Here is a 20,463-nt window from a genome sequence, read left to right as displayed (position 1 = left end):
TGCAATCTCTAACAATTCTTCTTAAAGCTTTATTAAGTGTTCCATTATTGTGAACCTTTCCGAATCTATTTAAAAATACAAAGTCTTTAAATCCATCGATTGAATCACAACATTCGATTCCAAAAGTTTTTTGTAACTCTCTTTCCATAAGAAAAGCATCTTTTACTTTTTGAACCATAGGAATACTTCGCTTACCTGATTCTGTCTTCGGTGTATTAATAGCATATCTATTGTTTAATCCTTTACCTTTACTATAATATACCAAAGTCCTATTTACATTTATAAGACCATTATCAAAATCTAGATCGTCCCATTGCAATCCTGTGACTTCTCCAACTCTCATGCCTGTCCAAAGCATAACAATGAATATTGGATACCATTTTTTATATTCATCACTATTAGATAAATATTCTTCAAATAGCACCTGTTCTTCTATTGTCATGGCTTTTTTCTTCGGAGATTCATTTCGATAAGCTACTTTCAGTTCCTTTAAAGCATTGTCAGACGGATTAAACCTTATATATTCGTCATCCACTGCTAATTCTAAAACCTGATGTAAGACAGTATGAACACAATCTATGGTAGAAACCATCAATCCCTGATCTTCCTTTAATCTGTTATAAAAACTTCTAACATCAGATCTTTTAATATCAGATAGTTTAATGCGACCAAAAGTCGGTTCTACAAATTGTTGATACATATAGATGTAATTTTTAAAGGTATTATCCTTTAAACCTCTTTTTACCTTTGTCCATAGCTTAAAAGTATCATTTACAGACAAGCTACTTCCTTCGTTGTTGATTCCATCTATAGTATTGCGTAAAATATCTAATTCTTTTTCTCTTAATTCTTTTAGAGTTTTCGCATAGATAGATTTTCTACGACCTATTTTGTCTTGCCACTTAAATTCATAAGTGCCATTTGACCTTTGATATTCACCGTCTTTTAAAACAACCCCTTTACTATCTTTGCGTCTTTTTACCATAAAAATTCTCCTTTTTTGATAAAAGACACGCTATAATTATTATACCGCATTAAGCGTGTTTTATATATAGTTTTAGATTAAATAGAGAACTGTCTATTTAAATATTCTTCCATTAACTTTTTCTTAATAAGACGCTTACTACCATTAAATAATACAAAATCGCAATCATCTTCATCCGTTAATTGTCTAACTTTATCTTGACCAATATTAAAATATTCAGATGCTTCTTTTAATGTTAGAAATGCTTTCTCAGAAACACGAACACCTTTTATATTTTCGTTAATCATAAATCCTCCAAATAATATATTTAAAATATTTATTTTAATATTTTTAAAGTTTTTTGACATTGACAAGTGCCTTGGATTAGCAACATAGGAATCTCACCTCCGCCTCTGTTCAGGATGAGCCGGCTTCAACCTTAGAAGTATCATTATCCTCATTTTCTTCGTAGCGAATAGGGTATCCCTCCCTATATTCAAACTCTTACTTATCGCTCCCTTTCTTCTTCCCTTGCTTTTAGCTTAGCAGTACTTGTTTTGCCGAATTTTTCAGCAGAAAGATCTTGACGGATAGGTTATTACGCTCCAAAAATGATTAATGTCTTGTCTTGGTCTATTCAATTGTTAAGGTTCAAATATTGTTTAAATTTCTTTTAAAATAGAAAGAGGACAAAACTCCCCTCACTTTATAAAGGAAAATTTGCCCTCTTTGGTAACCAGAAATTATATTTCTTCTATAAATTTCTTTAGTTTTTCTAAAATCTTATCTCGTCTTTTTATTAAAGCAGGATGTGATATATTTTGAGTCTTTGCTACTGCACGAAGTGTTTCATCATTGAAATATAATCTTTCAATTATTTCCCGTTCATCTTTATTTAACTTTGACATTGCATTTCTTAGTGCTTCAATCATCATTTGTGTAGCTACAACTTTTTCAACATCAACATTTTTATCTTCTAGATTATCTTCAAAATTCCCATCGTGATTTAGAGACGAAAAAAATAGCAAGTGGTTTTTCTTGTCCACCTGCTCTAAATATTTTTCGTGTTCTCTTTCTTGCCAGTAGACTTTGTATATCTGCTCACTTACTTTGATTTTTTGCCCACCGACATAAAGGTAATATTCTTTTGTCATTTATGTTTCCTCCATTCTTTTTTTGTCTTTATGTTTTCAGACAAAAAAAGGAGGACTCCTGCTTTTGGGCATGGTTAGTCCTCTAGAATGAAAGAAACTCTTTCTAATAGTAATTTTATTTAATTTTTTAACTGAGTTATCTAACTTGTAAACAGCGTAAACCAAAGAAAAAAGGTAAATTTACTTTAATTATATTTTTTTGCATATTTTACCTCCATTCTTTTAAATCAATCCACTCATTATTCATTACTTGAATTTTTCAAACCAATTTTATCCATCCTATTTAATTCCCCAAACATCATTACTACACCAGCTATTATCATAATTAAATCTACAAGGGGTTCAGCAAACCATACTGCTTTTACTCCAAATATCATTGGCAAAACAATCATGGCAGGTACGAACAAAAATAACTGTCTTAGCATTACTATTATGCCAGCTTTTTTAGCATTTCCTATTGATTGAAAGAATGTTATAGTCATTACCATTACTCCATATAGAATAAAGATAGAATAAAATAGTCTAAAGTTTCCTATTCCCTGAGTTATAATACTTTCTTCTACTCCAAATAAGGAAAGTATATTCTTTGAAAATGCTAATGCTGGTATCCAAAATATTGATGCAAGAATTAATCCTCCGATAGAAAATACTTTCATAGCTTCTTTTACTCTGTCGTATTTTTTCGCTCCAAAATTTGTACCAACTACAGGTTGTAAACCTTGACTCATTCCCCAAAGTGGAATGAATGAAAAGGCATATATTCTAAGTGTTGCTGCCATCAAGATAGCATTTGTATCTCCGCCATATTTAAATGACATTTTATATAGCATTGTTTGTTGAATCATAAATAAAATTTGCATCATCATAGCAGATGACCCTACGCCAAACATTTCTTTTTTTATTTCCTGATCAGGTTTGATTTTATTTATTTTTACTGCTTTACTTTTATATTTGAAGTAATGGAGTGTTATTATTGCTTGAACAAATTGTGCTGTAATAGTTGCAAGTGCAGCCCCTTCAATTGCATATTTTCCCATTAATTTCATTAGAATGGGATCAAGAATTATGTTTAAAAAAGCTCCTAGCCCCATAATGAGCATTGCTTTTTTCATTAATCCTTCTCCTCGCATAACCATGTTTGCTGATTGAGTAAAGTTTACAAATAAAGAACCAATGAAAATTACTCGTAAATATCTGATACCATATTCTTTAATTTCTCCACTTGCTCCAACCATATCTAAAAAATGTGGTGCAAGTAAAATTCCGCCTATTGTAATAATTGATGAAAATAGAATAACCCAAAAGATTAAATTCCCCATAATTTTATCAACTGTTTTTTGGTCACCCTTTCCTATAGCTCTTGATAAAACTGATGCTGAACCTACACCTATGAGTGTAGATACTCCACTATTAAAAAAGGTAAGTGGCATAGCTACACCACAAGCTGTCATTGCAGTTTGCCCTATAATATTTCCTGCAAAAATTCCATCCATAAGTGGATAAAGACCTATTACTATCATTCCTATTACAGCAGGTATAGATAATTGAAAAAGTAGGTCTATAGGTCTTTTGCTTAATAATTGTTCTTTCATATCTTGTTTCATAAAATTACCTCCTTTTTTCATCCATATTTTTTAAGCAAATTTTAAGTTTGATCGAAGAATTCCCTGATTTTTTCCATATCCTTTTTATCTTTAATACCATGCCATTTGACTTTTCCATTCTCCATAAACATAAAATAATCACAACAGCATTCTACTAATTCCGGGTTATGTGTAATAATAAAAATAGTTTCTCCGTCCTCTTTAAGCCTCATCATTTCATTAGAAACTTCTTTCATATTCCTAAAATCCAAACCACTTGTAGGCTCGTCGAAAATTAAGATTGATCTATTACTCAAATTTAAATCTTCCACTTTTCAGATTGTTTTCTGATTTCAATAAAATCCTTATATATTCCATGTTTAGATGCAAGTTCACTATGTGTTCCTACTTGTTTTATAACACCATCTTTTAAAACAACTATCTGATCAGCATTTTTTACAGTAGAAAGCTTGTGTGCAATTACAATAACAGTTTTGCCTTTTAATAAGTTTTTCAAAGCAATCAATAATTGTTTTTCATTTTCTGGATCTACGCTTGAAGTTGCCTCATCAAGAATTACAAATTTACTTGGCTTTAACATAGCTCTCGCAATAGATATTCTCTGGCGTTCACCTCCAGATAGGTTTGAACCCCCTTCTTGCAAAACAGTATCATAAGCTTGTGGCAATTTCATAATAAAATCATGGCACTGAGCTTTTTTGGCAATATCTATCATTTCTTCATCTGTTGCATTTGGATTACCAAACTTAATATTGTTTTTTATGGTATCATCAAAAAGATACACGTCTTGAAAAACAAAGCTAAAATTTGAAAGCAATTCATCATACTTGTACTGTTTAATATTTAGATTTCCAACTTTTACTTCGCCAGAATTTACATCCCAAAACCTCGCCATTAAATTGCAAAGTGTTGTTTTACCACTTCCTGAAAATCCAACAAGAGCAGTTGTTTTTCCATCTGGAACAAGCATACTTAGATTATTGAAAAGATTTTCTTTTCCATAAGAAAATGAAATATTGTTCATTGATATTTCTGCTTTATCTACTTCTGTCATTTCACCTTCTTCAATTACAGGTAAATTTCTTAAATTTATAACAGTATTAAGATTTCGTACAGCAACACCCTTAATACTCTGCATACTTCCTGCTAATTCAAATCCAGAAAAAACAACAAAACTCATAACAATTAATATAATAGCTTTAGTAACTTCAATATCCCCTGATAAATATCTTATGATAGAACTAAAAATTATCACACAAATACCAAGTTTAAATACTAACAAGAATAAAAACTGTGTTGGAACTAAAATTTTTTCTACAGCAAGGAAGCCTTTGCGACTTTTTGTAATACTTTCGTTTAGTTCCTTGACTGTATTTTGATCTTTTCCAAATGCTTTAGTTATTCCTATCCCATTTACATACTCAAGCATTTTTTCACTTAAATCCAATTTAAGTCCTAACAATCTCTCTGTTAGTTGATCTGTGCTTTTTTGTGTGAATAAGTTTACTAAGGTTCCAACAATCAAAGTCAACAATATAATTATAGCTGTTGCAAAATCATAAGGTAGTATGAAAATAACCATAATTAGTGTCTGTATTGTACCTACAAGCATTTGCTCAATAATAAAAACTCCTATTGTTTCAAGTTCACCTATAACAGTTGACAATGCTCCTGCTATATTCCCTAAAGAATTTGTGCTGAAATATCCCATGTTTACATTTTTTAAACGATCACCAATATATAATCTATTTTCTGCTCCTAAATTGTACGAAGCAATATATTTGTTTTTATCAGCCAGATATCCAAATATAATTTTTCCCACCACACTTATAGCTGCAATAATAAAAACAATATACACATCTTTCATTAAAATGCTTTGGTTCGTGAATATATTTTCACAAATTTTGGTCAAACATAATAGAATTGCACCTAAAGAAACTCCTTCAAATACTCCCTTAAATACATCAAAAATAAGCATTTTTGTTATTTTATTTGAATATGACCCTGACACCTCATATAAAGTTTTTATCAATTCTCTCACTTTATATCACCTCGATTTCTTTAGATTCTGTATATACATCCCACATTTTTTTGTATCTCCCATTTAACTCTAGTAATTGTTTATGAGTGCCTTCTTCAATTACTTCTCCATTATCCACCACAATTATTTTATTTGCATTTACAATTGTAGATAACCTGTGAGCTACCATAATCACTGTTTTATCTTTAATTAACTTATCAATAGACTGTTGAATAACTGATTCATTGTCAGGATCAGAATATGCTGTTGCTTCATCAAGTAGTACAATAGGACTATTCTTTAAAAAACACCTAGCTATTGCAATTCTTTGCTTTTCTCCTCCAGAAAGATTTGCTCCTCCCTTTCCTACAATAGTTTCATATCCATTTGGTAGGCTCTTTATAAAATTATAGCAACTCGCTTTTTCACAAGCCTCTTTAATTTCATCCATACTCGCATCTTCCTTCGCCATCTTTAAATTTTCTAATATTGTTTTATTAAAAAGAAAGTTTTCTTGCGACACATAGCTAACAAGCTCCATATTCTGTTTTAAAGGCAATTCGTTCAAATTTGTTTTTCCAATTAAAATTTCTCCATTAGAAACATTCCAAAATCCTGCGATTAGTTTTGTAATAGTAGACTTTCCACTACCTGAATTTCCAACGATTGCAGTTAACTCATTTTCATTTGCTTTAAACGAAATATTATTTAATACATTCTTTGACTCTTCATATGCAAATGTAACATCTTTAAACTCTACATCATAAGATTTTATATCTCTTACTTCTTCTCCTCTTTTTAAGTTAGGAATTTCCATTATTTTTTTTATTTCTTCAAATACAACTTTTATATTTGCTATTGTTTCCATATGACTCATAGCTTTTATTAATGGTTTATATGAAGCATATGATAGCAATATACACGTGATAAGAGTCCCTACTTCAACACTACCCTTCATAAAGAAATACAAGGAAGCTGGTAAAACGAATACCATAGTTGACGGGATAGTTTCCATAGTTGCTGTCATTGAAAAACAAACACTCAAATACCAATCAAGCATTGCGTTCTTATTCTCTTCAACAGTCTTTCTAAATTTCCCAAATGATGATGCTGATTTATTAAATGCTTTTATAACTTTAATACCATTTACATATTCAACCATTGTCGTATTCATAGCTTTAGCTGCTTCTTGGTATCTTTTAGATTTTTCTTCATAACCTCGCATCATTAACATTGAGAACAATAATCCCAATGGAATTGTAAGTAAATTTGCAATTCCTATTCTCCAGTCCATTATAAAAATTGTTATGATCAATACTATAGGAATGAATATATTAGCAATAACTTCTGGAATCACATGAGCAATCGGTTTTTCCATTTTATCAAGTGTTTCCACCATAAATTGAGACCACTGTCCGCTGCTTTTTCTTTCAACTTCTCCCATAGAAATTTTACTTAATTTGTCAGCTAATAACTTTCTTTTATCTTCAATAATCCTGTAGGCAAGATTATGAGAAATAATAGTAGATATTTCATGAAATAATATACTTGCCAAAAATCCCAAAAATACAGCAAAAATATATGGATAATAATTATTTAAATTTGTATTTTTTGCAACCAAGTTATTAATAATGCCTGCTACAGAAAAATAAGGTATTACACCAAATCCTACTCCTATTATCGCAATGAATACAGCTGCGAAAATCTTGCTTTTATGTCCCTTTAAGATATCCATCTTTTACCTTCTTTCATAAAATCTTTTTATTCTGCCATCGCAAATCTCCAATAATTTATTACATGTACTATCAATCAATTCATTATCATGCGTAACAATAAATATAATTTTATTATTTGAAAATTCTTTAATGACTTTGCTTATTTCGAGCATATTTGTATAATCAAGTCCACTCGTTGGTTCGTCCAAAATAATAATTTCTCTATCCATTAACATCCCCAATGCTACAGAAAGTCTCTGCATTTGACCTCCTGATAAGCACATAGGATGACGATTATCTAATTTTTTAAGATCTAATTTTTCTAGAATATTATCTATTTGCTTTTCATCTATTTTAGAATCAAATAAACTAAATTCATCTCTTACAGATTCCGAAAAAAACTGATGAATTACATCTTGCATAACCATATAACAAAGTTTTCTTCGTTTTTTATATTTTATGGGACTTCCTTTATAGCTTATTTTTCCTTCGTTTTCTTTCAACAGTCCACACAAAATTCTCATTAATGTTGTTTTTCCTTGACCATTTTTACCTGTTATTGCAATAATATCTCCCTTGTTTCCGGAAATATTTATCTTATCTAAAATTTTTTGTTTCTTATTTTCATATTCTAAATTTGAAACTACAAAGTCATCAGATTCACAAAATGTGACAGGATTTGCAAAATCATCATTTTTCTTTCTTACAAAAGTTCTAAGTCCCAGTTTCTTTCGTGATTCGTTACTAATCGAAGAAAATTCCACATTTGAAAAAACATATTTTATTTTTCCGTCTTGTAAATAAATAGCTCTATCAATTAAATCCATTAAATAATAGAGTCTATGTTCAGAAATAATAATTGTCTTACCCTGAGCTTTAAGATTTATAAGCATCTCTCTTATTCTTTCAATGCCATACTCATCAATATTCGCAGAGGGTTCATCAAACACATATACATCTGGATTGGTAGCATAAATAGATGCAATAGCAAGTAATTGCTTTTCTCCACCTGACATCATAAAAACATTTCTGTTTTTTAATCTTTCAATTCCCAAATCACGTACCACTTTAAAAACTTGTCTTTTTATTTTATCAGGGTTTTCACCTAAATTTTCTAATCCAAATGTTAGTTCACTATCTGAATCTAAATTAAAAAACTGTGTTTTGGGGTTTTGAAAAATTGTTCCCACTTTTTCAGAAATTTCATATATCTTCATTTGTTTTGTGTTTATCCCATTTATAAAAATATTTCCTAATAAATTTCCCTCTAAAAAATGAGGAATCAATCCATTGATTAATTTTGTTATAGTTGTTTTCCCAGAACCAGATTTTCCACATAATAAGATAACTTCTCCTTGATTAATCTTTATTGAAATTTCCTTTAACTGATCTTCTAAGCTCCTCTTATAGGAATATGAAGCTTCATTTATACTAATCATGTTTTGTACCTCTTATAAAAATAACTTGAACTTTACATTAAAGAACATCAGAATGCATAATAGAATAATTACTATATCCCAAATATTAAATCCTGTATCATCCATAAAAGTCTTTCTTGCAGGATTTTCTATCCCTCTTACTGTAATAGCCTGAGCTAATTCATCTGCGGTATTAGAAGCTGTAACTATTAATGATATTAGTCCTAATTGTATCTTTTTAAATCCAGTCACGCCTCTTATTTTTATTGCATCTGAGATTAATATTTTTTCTTCTCTTAAAGATGGAAAATATCTGATGCTTATTGCCAAAGAAATAATCAGGCTTTTTGGAAAATGCATCATTTTTAGGGCATACATAATATTTCGTATAGGATTAGTTTTTATAAGAATTTGACCAACTAAAAAAATCGGTATTAACTTAGGAGCATGAATCACCAATAATCCAAAATGTGCTGAGATGACATCTGGCAGAATCGGCAAAACAAAATATTTCAACCCCTGTAATAATACAAACATAGATAATGCCTTTAAAGATATTTTAACAAGTCCCATAAATAAGGCTATAATAGCAGCCATTAAAAGAATAAAAACATCTAATTTTAAGCTATTATTTGCAAAGCTAATAATACTAACTGAAATCAAAAAAATGATTTCAGTTAGTGGATTTAGCTTTATAATGCCTCTTACAATACCCTCCATTTACATAATTCCAGCTTTCTCAAAACGTTTTTTGAACATTGCTTTACCTATATATGCACCAATGACTCCTCCAATAAATGCAGTAATGATCATCCCGATAAGTGTTGGAATTGAAATTAAAGTTTGTAATTTATTTACATATTCTGGACTCATTCCCATTTTAATAATAGATTTCATATAAGATTCTTGGAACAACCACATAGGCAATGGTGAGCCAATCAACCCAATGCAAATCAATCCTGAAGATACTATTACGCTTTTTTGACTTTTATATCCCAAAATTTTTCTAGTAATTTCTGCTAAAACTCCTGCAATAACGCAAGTTATGACAATTGTAAAAGTGCATTCTCCTATAGCAAAATATATAATCCCTGTAATTGCTATCAAAAGTAAAGCCGTTCCTGGTTTTGGCACCTTAGAGACCAACAACATGTAAATAAAATTACATATTATGCCTGTCATTGCTGGCCATAATAACCAAAGTATCGGTGAAAGTATTGGAATAATCATTACCGCCATGGATAGTGCCATATAAATCACTGAAAAAATGCCGATGTTAACTAAATCTTTTGTTTTTAATTTTGTTTCATTCATTTGAATACCTCCTTTTAAATTTTTATATTTATTTACCAGTTGCAATATGATTGATTCAAAATAATCTTTACTGGTAAATTTTTCTTATTTTTGTTTACTTTCCATAAAACGCAGAAAATCGGGATTAACCCGATTTCAAAATTTATTATTTTTAATTTTATATTATGTTTTCATTTAATAATCCTCCTCCAACCAAAATTCATTGCTGCCTCCATCATATCGATAAAATTCAAGGCTTCATTATATGAATACCTATGTGTGATTACCTCAAATAAAGGTGTACATGCCATTGTATAAAGAACATGAAGTTCATCATCATTCAAATCATTTACTTCAATCTTTTTTTCTTTAAGAACCTCGATCAATTTCTTAGCACCCTGCACTTCAAGATTCACTAAATCATGACGAATTGATTCAAATTCCGTACCCTGAGAACAGTTAAACAGAAGATTAACTATAGAATCGTTTTGGTAAATAAATTCCAATAATTCCCTATTACTATCATCAGATTTTTCTCCAAAAGCTTGTAAACCATTTACTTTAATTTCTTCAATCGCTTGATTTGTCAATTCTTTACTTCTTCTGTATAAGTGATTAAGTATAGGACTTACAAGTACCTTAAAAATATCTTCTTTAGATTTAAAATGCTTATATATTGCACCAGGTGTAATTCCTGCATTTTTAGCAATAGTGCGAATAGAAGCCTCTTCGAATCCATGCTCTGTAAACTCGCTTTTTGCACTTTTTAATATTTTCTTTATTGTAACATCTTTGTCTCTCAGTAAGTTTCACCTCCCAAATTAAGATAACACCGTTTACTTTATTTTAGCATAAAGAAACTAATGAAGTCAATAATCGCTATCAAATATATTTTTTTATGATAACATTTTATTTAATTCTCTATAAATTGTCTTGTTAGGTCTGCTACTAATCTCCTTTCTAGATCAACCATACAATCATGACACACATTGTCTAAAACAACTATTTTAGATTTATACAACTTATCTGATTCCATTACTGATTAGCAGAATAAACAATTGTCATTTTTAGAATATATTGTTAATATTGAAATATTCCTTGAAATCTATTCTATGTTGTTTATTAGCTTCGATAAGTGCGGTATAATTAATAGAACTGAATAAACGCCTAGCGCTTATAACTTTAATAGCTAGCGCTTATAACTTTAATAGCAAGCACAGTAAGTGTACGGACACTTACGAAAAAATTAATGGAGCAGCCCTTTACGGAATGCTCCATTTTTTTAATTTTTACCTTGTTAGGGAGAACCCTAAGACCCCGAAACATATTTTATAAAGGAGAATAAGATGGCAAATAGATTTAGAAATGAAAGAATAGAAATAAAACTAACTAAAGAAGAAAAAGAAGTATTTGAAAAGAAAATGAAACTTGCTAATTGCAAAACCATGTCCCATTTTCTTAGAAAATGTGTATTAGAAAAAGAGATATATGTTGTAGATTTAGAACCATTTAGAAATTTACAATGGCTTCTTTCAAATGCTACAAATAACATAAACCAGATCGCCAAGGCTACTAATACAACTGGCATTATTTACAAAAATGAAATTGAAGAAATGAATAAGCAAATAGAAAAATTATCAAAAGAAATATGGCAGATCCATTCCCTACTTCTTAATAAATCAAAAGAAAGTTCTGGTGACTAATATGGCAATTACAAAAATACATCCTATAAAATCAACTCTAAATTTGGCAATAGATTATATAACTAAGAGTGAAAAAACTGATGAAAAATTCTTGGTATCTTCATTTAACTGTCATCCATCTACTGCCCATATTCAATTTATGAAAACACGAGAAGACAATGATACTAAAGGTACAGTTCTGGCTAGACATTTAATTCAATCTTTTCTACCAGGAGAGGTTGATCCTATAAAAGCTCACGATATAGGAATGGAATTATGTAAGAAAATTTTAAAAGAAGATTATGAGTTTGTTCTTGCAACTCATATAGATAGAGGGCATATCCATAACCATATTATTTTTAATAATGTTAATTACAAGACTGGTAAATGCTACCAATCTAACAAAAAATCTTATCATAAAATCAGATATCAAAGTGATGAATTATGTAAAGAAAATAAGCTTTCAGTCATTGATGAATATTATGAAGCTTACAAGAAAAAATATAAAACTGCTGGTAAGTCTTGGTATGAATATGACCAAAACAAGAAGGGAAATTCCTGGAAGTCTAAACTGCAATTTGATATAGATAGAATGATTAATAAGTCTAACTCGTGGGAAGAATTTTTAGAAAATATGAAATCCCTTGATTATGAAATTAAGTTTGGTAAACACATTGCTTTTCGTCATAAAGATAAGCAAAGATTTACAAGAGCTAAAACTATCGGAGAAGATTATACCGAAGAAAAAATCAAAGAAAGAATAGATTTAGCTATTAAAAACAAAGCTAATACTATTAAAAAACGTGTAGGAAATGTTATTGATATATCTACTAATAAAAAAGCTCAATCCTCTAAAGGTTACGAAATCTGGGCAAGAAAACATAATATCAAAACAATGGCTGATTCAATAATTAAATTAAGAGAACAGGGAATTAATTCAATTACTCAACTCGATGACCTGATCAAAAAATCTGCTGATGATAGACAAGGCTTATTAGATAAAATAAAGAAAATTGAAACTGAAATGAAGAGTTTATCCCAAGATATGGAAAATATTAATACTATAAATAAGTATCGTGAAATATATAAATACTACAAGAAAAATCCTGAAGATAAGCAATTTGCAGAGGAGTATTATAGCGAACTTTCCGTCTATAAAATAGCCGCTAAAGAGATCTTAGAAAACTATAAAAAACTACCAAAGACAAAAGAAATACTATCAAAGCTCGATAAATTGCAAGAAAAAAAGAACACCCTTATGCAAGAGTATTCTTTGAATAAAGAACAATTTTCTGACCTTGTTCAGTATAGAAAAAACTATGAAAATTATTATGGGAAGGAAGTAGAGAGGTAACTACTTCCTATCCTAATATCTTCTTTGAATTAGCTTGGATTTGAATAGTAACATCTTCTAAATTACATTTTTTTATTTTTGCTATTTGAGCAATAGTATCTTCTAATATTTTATAATCATATCTTTTTTTACTTTCTTTTGTAAAAGGAGCATCTGTTTCTAAAACAATTCTATCTATAGGTACACTGTGAATTAAATCAGCACCTTTTTTTGTTGTTGTCATATCTAAATTGACAGATATATATATGTTTTGATTTTTCATCATACCATCTAGGAGTCTTTTAAGAGTTCCTGTGTACCAATGTAGAATGTATATATTATTGTTATTAATTAATTCTTCAAATATAGAACTTTCAGCTTTTCTTGAGTGAATTGATATAATCTTACCATCACTTTTATTACACTCATCCATTATTTCTCGAAATATTCTTAGTTGTTTTTCAAAAGATTCTTTATTTCTTTCAGAATTATCTAGACCTATTTCCCCTACGAACCTTGTCTTATACAAATTTTGTTTAAATTTTTCAAAATAATTAGGGTACTCTTCAATCAATTCTGGATGATAGCCTAAAGCTAAAAAATTATTTTTAGAATCTTTATATTTTGGATAGTATCTTTCAAACAAAACTGGTAAATTTGTCATAAAAACTATTTTATTACCATTGTTTAACATTTTAAAATTGTCATTATATAAATCTGGATGGCAATGAAAATCAATCAACTTCATTCATATCTACCTCATTAAATATTTTATTTAATTCTTCTATACTCCTATTATAAACGTCTGCAAACTCAAATAAGTTATCTGTTAATGGACCAGATTTCTGTATCTCAAATACCGCTTTTTTGGGATTATGCTTTTCAAGCATTTGTAAAAAAGCATTTCTGTTTAAGATTCCAGCTTCAGATTTTTCTAGGTTTTTATGTCTATACTCCGTTTCATCTTTCCCATAAGCTGATATTATAGCTGCTTTTCTAACTATGCAAGGGATGCAATCTCCACAGTGTTTTGATGTTTTTTCTTTTTTAAATCTACCATTATCTGGGTGTGAGCAAGACATAGTATTAACATACTGCTCTTTTAGGAAGCTACTATTTTTACACTCTTTCATCATTTCACCTTTAGTTTTGAATTGATATGGATTAATGATTCTAATATCTAAATTCATATTATTTATTAAAGTTTGTAATTTTTTCATGTAGTATGGATGTGTAGTTCTTGTACTGCTGCTCCCAAACCTTGATCCAGATAAAGGAACATTTAAAGAGATATAACCATTTTCAGGGATATATAGCTGAGTTTTTCTACCAAAAGCTGAGGCATAAACAATTGCATGCGAAAAAAACATAAAAGATCTTGTTCTAGTTGTATCTTCTTTACCATTCTTAGCAACAACATATGATTGCACCTGATCTCTATCATCTAACTTATATTTATTCTTTACAGCTTTAAAAATATCATCTTGATAGCTTTTAGTTCCTTTTCCTCCGCCATAATGACTAACTAGTAATATTGAAGAGGTTGAATCTTCAAGCAAGTCTATTGCTCCTATAAAAGAGTCTAAACCACCTGAAAACATACAAATTTTGTCATAGCTCCTCTTATTCAACTCTTTATACTTTTTAGATGAATAGTATATTTGCTCTTGATACACAGTTTTAGGTCTAAATTCAAAAGTCCAATTGTCACCACTTAAAAAATTCAACATATCAGTTACTAATACTTTTTGAGAGTTCCAAAAATCAATGTCAGATACGGGAATATTTAGTTTGATAGTCCTAGTCCAACCATCATTTTGAGTATCTCTTTTTACTATTCGATCAGCTACAAAAACAAAAATCGATAAATATAATAAATCAATGGCTAATTTTGAAAATTCTTTCTCTAACTTAATGTAATTATCCCAGAAATTAAAGCCAATATCTTTTTTATTTGTTATATCTAGTTTTTCATCAAATCCTTCAGGAATATTATCAATTGATTCATTTGTACAATATATTCTCATTTTATTCCTCCATAATCTCTAAGCAAGAAGTTAAAATCTTATTAAATGAATCTTCAGTGAAATAATTATCTTTATATGAATTAAATCCCACCTCAACGCAAGCTTGAATATATTCCTTAATATCTCTTTCAATCCTAATAGCTTCTTGAATATTGCTTCCCTTTTTTTCAAATGAATATCCGTAATCAACTAACATTAATTGCCAAATTAATTCCCTAGTAAAATACTGAAGTAAGTATTTTGATTCAATTTCAGTTAAAGAATCTTTGTCACCTAACAATAAGTTCATTTCTTCCAAAGTGTTTACTGTAGCACTCCTTATAGCTATATCATCTTTTGATATAGAATTTTCTACTACATAATTTGCCAAAAGCGATATAGACTCTACCGTGGATTTATTTATAAATTGATTTCCTAATGAAGCAATCGTAGTAGTAAATCCATTTTTTGTTATACTACTCAATAAATTAGAAAAATTATTCCCTGCGGAACTTATCCCTTGCCTTGATGAGAAAGCTTTAGCTCCACCATTTGCCCCAATATAATTACTGACAACTTTCTTCGAACTTCCAATGTTCCCACCAGAAGAAATATATTTACTCATGGATGTTTTGGCTGATGTCCAATTCGGTTTATCTAAATCTTTTTTATTGTCTTTATCATCGTTATTGTTATCTTCTTGTAAAAAGTCATTTGGTAATAATGCATTTCCTTTTTTACCTTTAAAAGAACTTGATGTACCCAATACATACCTCCATCTTTATTTATCATTCCAACTATTAACAACTTTGCTCATTTCGCTACTTGCTGGTATTTCTAAATCTATTAGATTATTAGCGTACATCTTCATTGGTTTAGTCATATAATTTATAGGCAACTCAGATATTTTTCTTACTACAAAATCTGCACACTCATTTCTTTTAGTGCTTAAATCGATTAAACCTTTAAATACGCCTAACCTCTTATCTTCAGGCTGTTTAATAAACTCTTCAGAAAGTTGCTCAACTATTAAGTTAAGTTCGACAGAAGAAAGATTATTAATATTTTCCTCAGCGTTTAATTTAGCAATGTCATTCCCTGATAAATAAGCTCTAATAACTTGAATAGCATCGTTAGATAATGCTTTTCCGAATGTAATTGAGTCTAACCCTTTATTACGTGATAAGTAGAAATAAGGTTTGAGATCATGATCTATAAGATTGGGCTCTATTCTAACCCATTGCTCAAACCATTCATCTTTCCATTTTTTATCTATCTTTTTCTCTTTTTTTAGATTGTTTGCTTTAGATTTAATATTTTGATCTTCATCAGATTCTTTTTCATTCTCAATCTCTTGGTAATAGCTCAAAATCTCATCTAATTTGTTCTCTTGTTGTAGCTGAATAAAATCTGTAAATATCGATGGTTTTACATATTGAAGGACCATTACCTTAACTAAAACTTGATCATCAATCTCAATGTTTTTTAATTCAGCAGTTCTTTTTCTTAATTCAAATTCATTTAAAAATCTTTTAAACTGTCTAGGATTACCATTTAATCCCGAATTTAAAAGTTCTGCTATCCTTTTTGCTAATGTAAAATTTTTAACTATAAGTTCATTGTCTTTGCTTTCTTCTGGTAAAGATACCCTTGATAATTTTTCTCTATATTGTTTGATTAAATCCATTTTTAATGATGAAAACTCATCTTCATCTACTATATTCTCGCTTAATAATAATGTTATATAAATCTCTGTTTCAGCAACATTCATTCTAGGAATACGCACAGGATATTGAATGATTTTTTCTAAATATTCTTTACCAATATCTATTTTTGAACCATTATCCGATATATCTTCCGAGTATTTTTGCTTTATTGCATAAGCAATTTGCCTTTCATCTGCTCCATATATAAAAGCTACTTTACCAGAAAACATAAATAGTCTCATCGCCTCAAAAAGCTCTAAAATCGTATCAGTGGAACATCTATCAATTTCATCTATATAAATTGCTACACGGGTAATGTCTGTTGTATCAATTAACTCTCCAAACTTTTCTCTGAACATTGATATTTCATTTCTAATTTTCTCATCAGATGTCGCTTCAATATAATTATCTTTAACCGTGTTAATAAACTCTTTTATATTCTCAGACTGACCAAGGATTAATTCTGATTTACTTGCAGAGGGATTGGTACTAAATGTAGACAGTGCAGCAAAAAAACCTTTTGATATGACTGGTATTAAGTTTATATTTAACAAACTTTTCCTCAATCCTTGCAAGATTTCTTTTGCTGTATTTCCCAACTTTTTCTTTTCTTCTATTGAGTCTAAAAGATAGTTAATAATTGTTGTTTTAATATCATCGTAACCCTCAAACAACCATGCGTTGAAATTAACAATCAAAGCCTTATCATCTTCATCTTGCAACCTTTTTTGGCTTATTGACATAATGCTTGATTTTCCACTGCCCCAATCTCCATACACCCCAATACTTGCTGGTAGTAAACTATCTTCTAAAATTATATAATTTACTAGATCTGCTATATATTCAAAATCTATATAGTCAATTTTTGATTCACTATCTTTCCACATTATATTTTTAACCTCCAAACTTTTTTTGATAAAAAGTTATTTAAATTTTACAATTAGTTTGTTCTTCTTCCAGCTTTTTAAAATCAATAGATTTTCCAAATACCGTTGATGAAAATAACAAATATAAGTAAGAATCTTATTTACTATTTGCCTCAACTCTATTTTTTATATTCAATAATATCCCCAATATCACATTGAAAATACTCACAAATCTTTCCTAATGTTTCCAAACTTACATTTTCATCTCTTCCCATCTTGGCTATTGTCTTGGGAGTTGTTGCTATTGCACATTGTAAGTCTGTTTTTTTCATATTTTTATCTATTAATAACTTCCATAATTTGTTATATGAAAATCCCATATCATTCTCCAATACTATATTTTACCTTTCTAAAGGTATAGATTAACTACCTAATTATAGCATATAACACAGATTCCTTTCAATTATATGATTTACTGCGTTAAATTGAACAAAAAAATAAAGGCAGTCCGAAGACTGCCGATATTTATCTTTCTGTGCCTTTGCTATGATTTTTCTTATTAGATTTAGTTTTATCGTTTGTCTTAAAGCTTTTTATTTGCCCTATTATGGACTTTTTATCCTTGTCTTGACTCTTTACTTGTTCTTTTGCTTTTAATAGCTTAGAAGACAAAATACGAATATTTTTATGTTCCTTTCCGTTGTTGTCAATACTGGTTTTTACTTGTCCGAAGATTTTAACAAAATCTCCTTGTTTTAAGTCCTTTAAATCTTTTGTCTTATCTCCATAGGCTGAACAATTTGTATATACCTTATTTCCATCGTCATCTTTTGAAACAAGAGAAAAGTTACTTACTTTGAACTTTTCTCCATTTGCATTTTCTCTTTCAAGGTTTTCTACTTTGCCAGATATATTACCCACGAGATTTATGAGGTCGTCTTTTTCTTCAAGTTCATTGGTATTTTCAACAATCTTACCTTGTTCTTTCATATCATCAATCATATAATCAAAATCATCACTTAGTAGACCTGTTGTGTCATTGTTCATATATAAAACATAGACTTCTTCAAGTGCCTTTTCATCATTGACACCTTTTTCTATGCTCACAAGTGCTTTTATAAAATCCTTGTAGTTATCATTCATCATTTCTTCTAAATTTTCTCTAATATCTTTGTATTCCATAAATTCCTCCTTGTACTAAATAAGGAGAGCCTTACGCCCTCCTTTATCGTTCTTGTCCTTTTTCACTTTTTTCTTGATTTTTATCTCTTTCTTCTTCTGATTTGAATTTTGATATTTGTCCTAATATCGATGGTTTCTCTTCCCTTGCATGAAGATTATCCTCTACATCATAAGTTGATTCAAAGTAATCACTATCTTTAAAATCATTGTCATACCTATCTGGTATTCCGTCATTATCAAGATCTTTTGCTAGTGGATCATAGAAGTTTCCATCATCATCTATTGCTAAGCCTAAAGCTTGTTTTAAATCTTCTTCATCTACTGATACCAGATCATCAAAACTAGACATCTTTATAGCCTCGGTCATATCTTTAAGAGCTTGTGAGTTAGATATATCTTCCTCTACAAAAGATTCTGTTCTAATAGCTACATTATCTACATACTGAGTCCATGTTTTTTCTTCCAAATTTACCTCATATTGAATCGAATGCTTACCATCAGGTGTTTCTGTATAGGCAAGTCCTATATGGCTTAAATCGGGGTATAGTTTGTCAAAATCTTCATAGCTATTGGATTCTGAAAACTCGTAGTTAGAATAATCAACTATCGCCCTCTTTAAATCTTCTAATAGTGGTGATTGGTTTTCTAATTCTTCCACTTCTCCCATATCTAAAAGTTTATTAATTTCAGCTAGTCTTAGCGTCTTATCCCTTAACTCATCTGCTTTTTCAAATGGTTTAGTTAATTCTACTTTAGCATTTTCTAAAGATTCTTTATAGTTTTCAAGGTTTTGATTTAACCTTTCAAGTCTTGAAGGCATTTTTTCAATTGCATTATCAAGCCTTGTTATATTGCCATCAGTAGAGTTTGAAAACTCTCCAAAATATTCTGCTTTTCCTAGGAGTTTAAAGGTGTGAGTATTAGTCATAAAGTTATATGAAACTTGTAAGTCTAAATTTCTATATTTACCAATAACTTTGCTATCATTTATCTTTACCTTCTTTATTTCTTCTAGTAGCTTCTCTCCTGCTTCTTTCTTATCTAAAATTTTATTTGCTCCAAGACTAATTGAAGTGAATTTGTTATCTCCTTCTCCTAATTTCTCTACACTTGCAATATCTTCTTTAACTGCTTTTATTTCCATTTCAGTTTTTAAAATACTTTGAGGATAAATTTTATTTACCTTATCTTCAAGCTTGTATTTATTAGACTTATAGTTTGCTTCCAGCATTTTTAGTTTTGTAACTTCGTTATCTAAATCCATTTTTTCTTTAATTAGAGGATTGCCAGTAGCTAAAGCCTTAATTTCTGAATAAGATAGACTTGCTTCATCAACATCTTCTGCAACTCTTACTGGAGTTTTTGAAGTCATAATTTGAGAAATGAATTTCTGCTTATTCTCTATTGTCTGCCATAAATAGGCGTCAAATGTATTCTCGGTTACATATCTAAAGATATTTACCTTATCATTTTCATTGCCCTGACGAACAATTCTACCACTTCTTTGCTCTAGGTCAGTT

General features: G+C 29.6%; 19 protein-coding genes and 2 pseudogenes. 2 read left to right on the top strand and 19 right to left on the bottom strand.

Translation table 11 applies throughout. The annotated features are described in order from the left end of the window. From PEPCATONIAE_RS06200 to PEPCATONIAE_RS08700, 12 genes and pseudogenes are all read right to left on the bottom strand, one after another. A partial coding sequence (locus PEPCATONIAE_RS06200) for a site-specific integrase (protein WP_138160247.1) occupies nucleotides 1–985 on the bottom strand: 985 nt, incomplete at its 3' end. 77 nt (nucleotides 986–1,062) lie between these two features. Beyond that, complete coding sequence (locus PEPCATONIAE_RS06195) at nucleotides 1,063–1,272, bottom strand: excisionase (protein ID WP_006700838.1); 210 nt, start codon at nucleotides 1,270–1,272, stop codon at nucleotides 1,063–1,065. Between the two features lie 435 nt (nucleotides 1,273–1,707). After that, nucleotides 1,708–2,118, bottom strand: coding sequence for a sigma-70 RNA polymerase sigma factor region 4 domain-containing protein (locus PEPCATONIAE_RS06190; protein ID WP_047199838.1), 411 nt, complete (start codon nucleotides 2,116–2,118; stop codon nucleotides 1,708–1,710). Nucleotides 2,119–2,357: 239 nt separating this feature from the next. Further along, a complete protein-coding gene (locus tag PEPCATONIAE_RS06185; RefSeq protein WP_138160245.1) occupies nucleotides 2,358–3,722 on the bottom strand; it encodes an MATE family efflux transporter in 1,365 nt (454 codons plus the stop codon). Between the two features lie 41 nt (nucleotides 3,723–3,763). Further along, on the bottom strand, nucleotides 3,764–4,018 hold the full coding sequence (locus PEPCATONIAE_RS06180; RefSeq protein WP_229062801.1) for an AAA family ATPase: 255 nt from the start codon (nucleotides 4,016–4,018) through the stop codon (nucleotides 3,764–3,766). 2 nt (nucleotides 4,019–4,020) lie between these two features. After that, entirely contained in the window at nucleotides 4,021–5,763 is a 1,743-nt protein-coding gene (locus tag PEPCATONIAE_RS06175; protein WP_138160241.1) for an ABC transporter ATP-binding protein, read from the bottom strand. Between the two features lies 1 nt (nucleotide 5,764). Further along, entirely contained in the window at nucleotides 5,765–7,477 is a 1,713-nt protein-coding gene (locus PEPCATONIAE_RS06170) for an ABC transporter ATP-binding protein (protein ID WP_138160239.1), read from the bottom strand. 3 nt (nucleotides 7,478–7,480) lie between these two features. Beyond that, nucleotides 7,481–8,896 carry an ABC transporter ATP-binding protein gene (locus PEPCATONIAE_RS06165; protein ID WP_138160237.1) on the bottom strand — a complete coding sequence of 472 codons (1,416 nt, stop codon included), beginning with the start codon at nucleotides 8,894–8,896 and terminating at the stop codon, nucleotides 7,481–7,483. A 12-nt stretch (nucleotides 8,897–8,908) separates the two neighbouring features. Continuing rightward, complete coding sequence (locus PEPCATONIAE_RS06160) at nucleotides 8,909–9,595, bottom strand: energy-coupling factor transporter transmembrane component T family protein (RefSeq protein ID WP_138160235.1); 687 nt, start codon at nucleotides 9,593–9,595, stop codon at nucleotides 8,909–8,911. After that, nucleotides 9,596–10,189, bottom strand: a complete 594-nt coding sequence (locus tag PEPCATONIAE_RS06155; protein WP_001006067.1) for an MptD family putative ECF transporter S component — start codon at nucleotides 10,187–10,189, stop codon at nucleotides 9,596–9,598. 170 nt (nucleotides 10,190–10,359) lie between these two features. Continuing rightward, nucleotides 10,360–10,758 (bottom strand): hypothetical protein, encoded by a 399-nt coding sequence (locus PEPCATONIAE_RS06150; RefSeq protein ID WP_229771246.1) that lies wholly within the window; start codon nucleotides 10,756–10,758, stop codon nucleotides 10,360–10,362. 60 nt (nucleotides 10,759–10,818) lie between these two features. Then, nucleotides 10,819–10,941: pseudogene (locus PEPCATONIAE_RS08700) on the bottom strand (TetR/AcrR family transcriptional regulator); the annotation flags it as partial. 573 nt (nucleotides 10,942–11,514) lie between these two features. Between PEPCATONIAE_RS08700 and PEPCATONIAE_RS06145 the strand changes: the two are divergent. Continuing rightward, on the top strand, nucleotides 11,515–11,871 hold the full coding sequence (locus PEPCATONIAE_RS06145) for a plasmid mobilization protein (RefSeq protein WP_138160232.1): 357 nt from the start codon (nucleotides 11,515–11,517) through the stop codon (nucleotides 11,869–11,871). Nucleotide 11,872: 1 nt separating this feature from the next. After that, nucleotides 11,873–13,204: a relaxase/mobilization nuclease domain-containing protein gene (locus PEPCATONIAE_RS06140; protein ID WP_138160230.1), complete on the top strand. Its 1,332-nt coding sequence runs from the start codon at nucleotides 11,873–11,875 to the stop codon at nucleotides 13,202–13,204. Nucleotides 13,205–13,211: 7 nt separating this feature from the next. Here the strand turns inward: PEPCATONIAE_RS06140 and PEPCATONIAE_RS06135 are convergent, their stop codons facing one another. The 7 genes and pseudogenes from PEPCATONIAE_RS06135 to PEPCATONIAE_RS06105 form a co-directional block, all read right to left on the bottom strand. Continuing rightward, nucleotides 13,212–13,931, bottom strand: a complete 720-nt coding sequence (locus PEPCATONIAE_RS06135) for a TatD family hydrolase (RefSeq protein ID WP_035112629.1) — start codon at nucleotides 13,929–13,931, stop codon at nucleotides 13,212–13,214. After that, nucleotides 13,918–15,210 (bottom strand): Qat anti-phage system QueC-like protein QatC, encoded by a 1,293-nt coding sequence (gene qatC, locus PEPCATONIAE_RS06130; RefSeq protein WP_035112630.1) that lies wholly within the window; start codon nucleotides 15,208–15,210, stop codon nucleotides 13,918–13,920. The genes PEPCATONIAE_RS06135 and qatC overlap by 14 nt, the downstream gene beginning before the upstream one ends. Before the next feature lies 1 nt (nucleotide 15,211). Continuing rightward, nucleotides 15,212–15,955: a hypothetical protein gene (locus PEPCATONIAE_RS06125; RefSeq protein WP_035112631.1), complete on the bottom strand. Its 744-nt coding sequence runs from the start codon at nucleotides 15,953–15,955 to the stop codon at nucleotides 15,212–15,214. A gap of 15 nt (nucleotides 15,956–15,970) precedes the next feature. After that, a complete protein-coding gene (locus PEPCATONIAE_RS06120; protein WP_035112632.1) occupies nucleotides 15,971–17,782 on the bottom strand; it encodes a KAP family P-loop NTPase fold protein in 1,812 nt (603 codons plus the stop codon). Nucleotides 17,783–17,940: 158 nt separating this feature from the next. Next, nucleotides 17,941–18,141 carry a helix-turn-helix domain-containing protein gene (locus PEPCATONIAE_RS06115; protein ID WP_035112633.1) on the bottom strand — a complete coding sequence of 67 codons (201 nt, stop codon included), beginning with the start codon at nucleotides 18,139–18,141 and terminating at the stop codon, nucleotides 17,941–17,943. A 145-nt stretch (nucleotides 18,142–18,286) separates the two neighbouring features. Further along, complete coding sequence (locus PEPCATONIAE_RS06110; protein ID WP_023059442.1) at nucleotides 18,287–18,943, bottom strand: hypothetical protein; 657 nt, start codon at nucleotides 18,941–18,943, stop codon at nucleotides 18,287–18,289. A gap of 43 nt (nucleotides 18,944–18,986) precedes the next feature. After that, nucleotides 18,987–20,462, bottom strand: a pseudogene (locus PEPCATONIAE_RS06105) (helicase-related protein); the annotation flags it as partial. Between the last annotated feature and the right edge of the window lies 1 nt (nucleotide 20,463).

Origin of the sequence: Peptoniphilus catoniae (assembly GCF_901447155.2) — a bacterium.
Classification (GTDB): domain Bacteria; phylum Bacillota; class Clostridia; order Tissierellales; family Peptoniphilaceae; genus Peptoniphilus_E; species Peptoniphilus_E catoniae.
The sequence above is the reverse complement of the archived record's forward strand: the minus strand, read 5'-3'. Positions and strand labels throughout refer to the sequence as shown.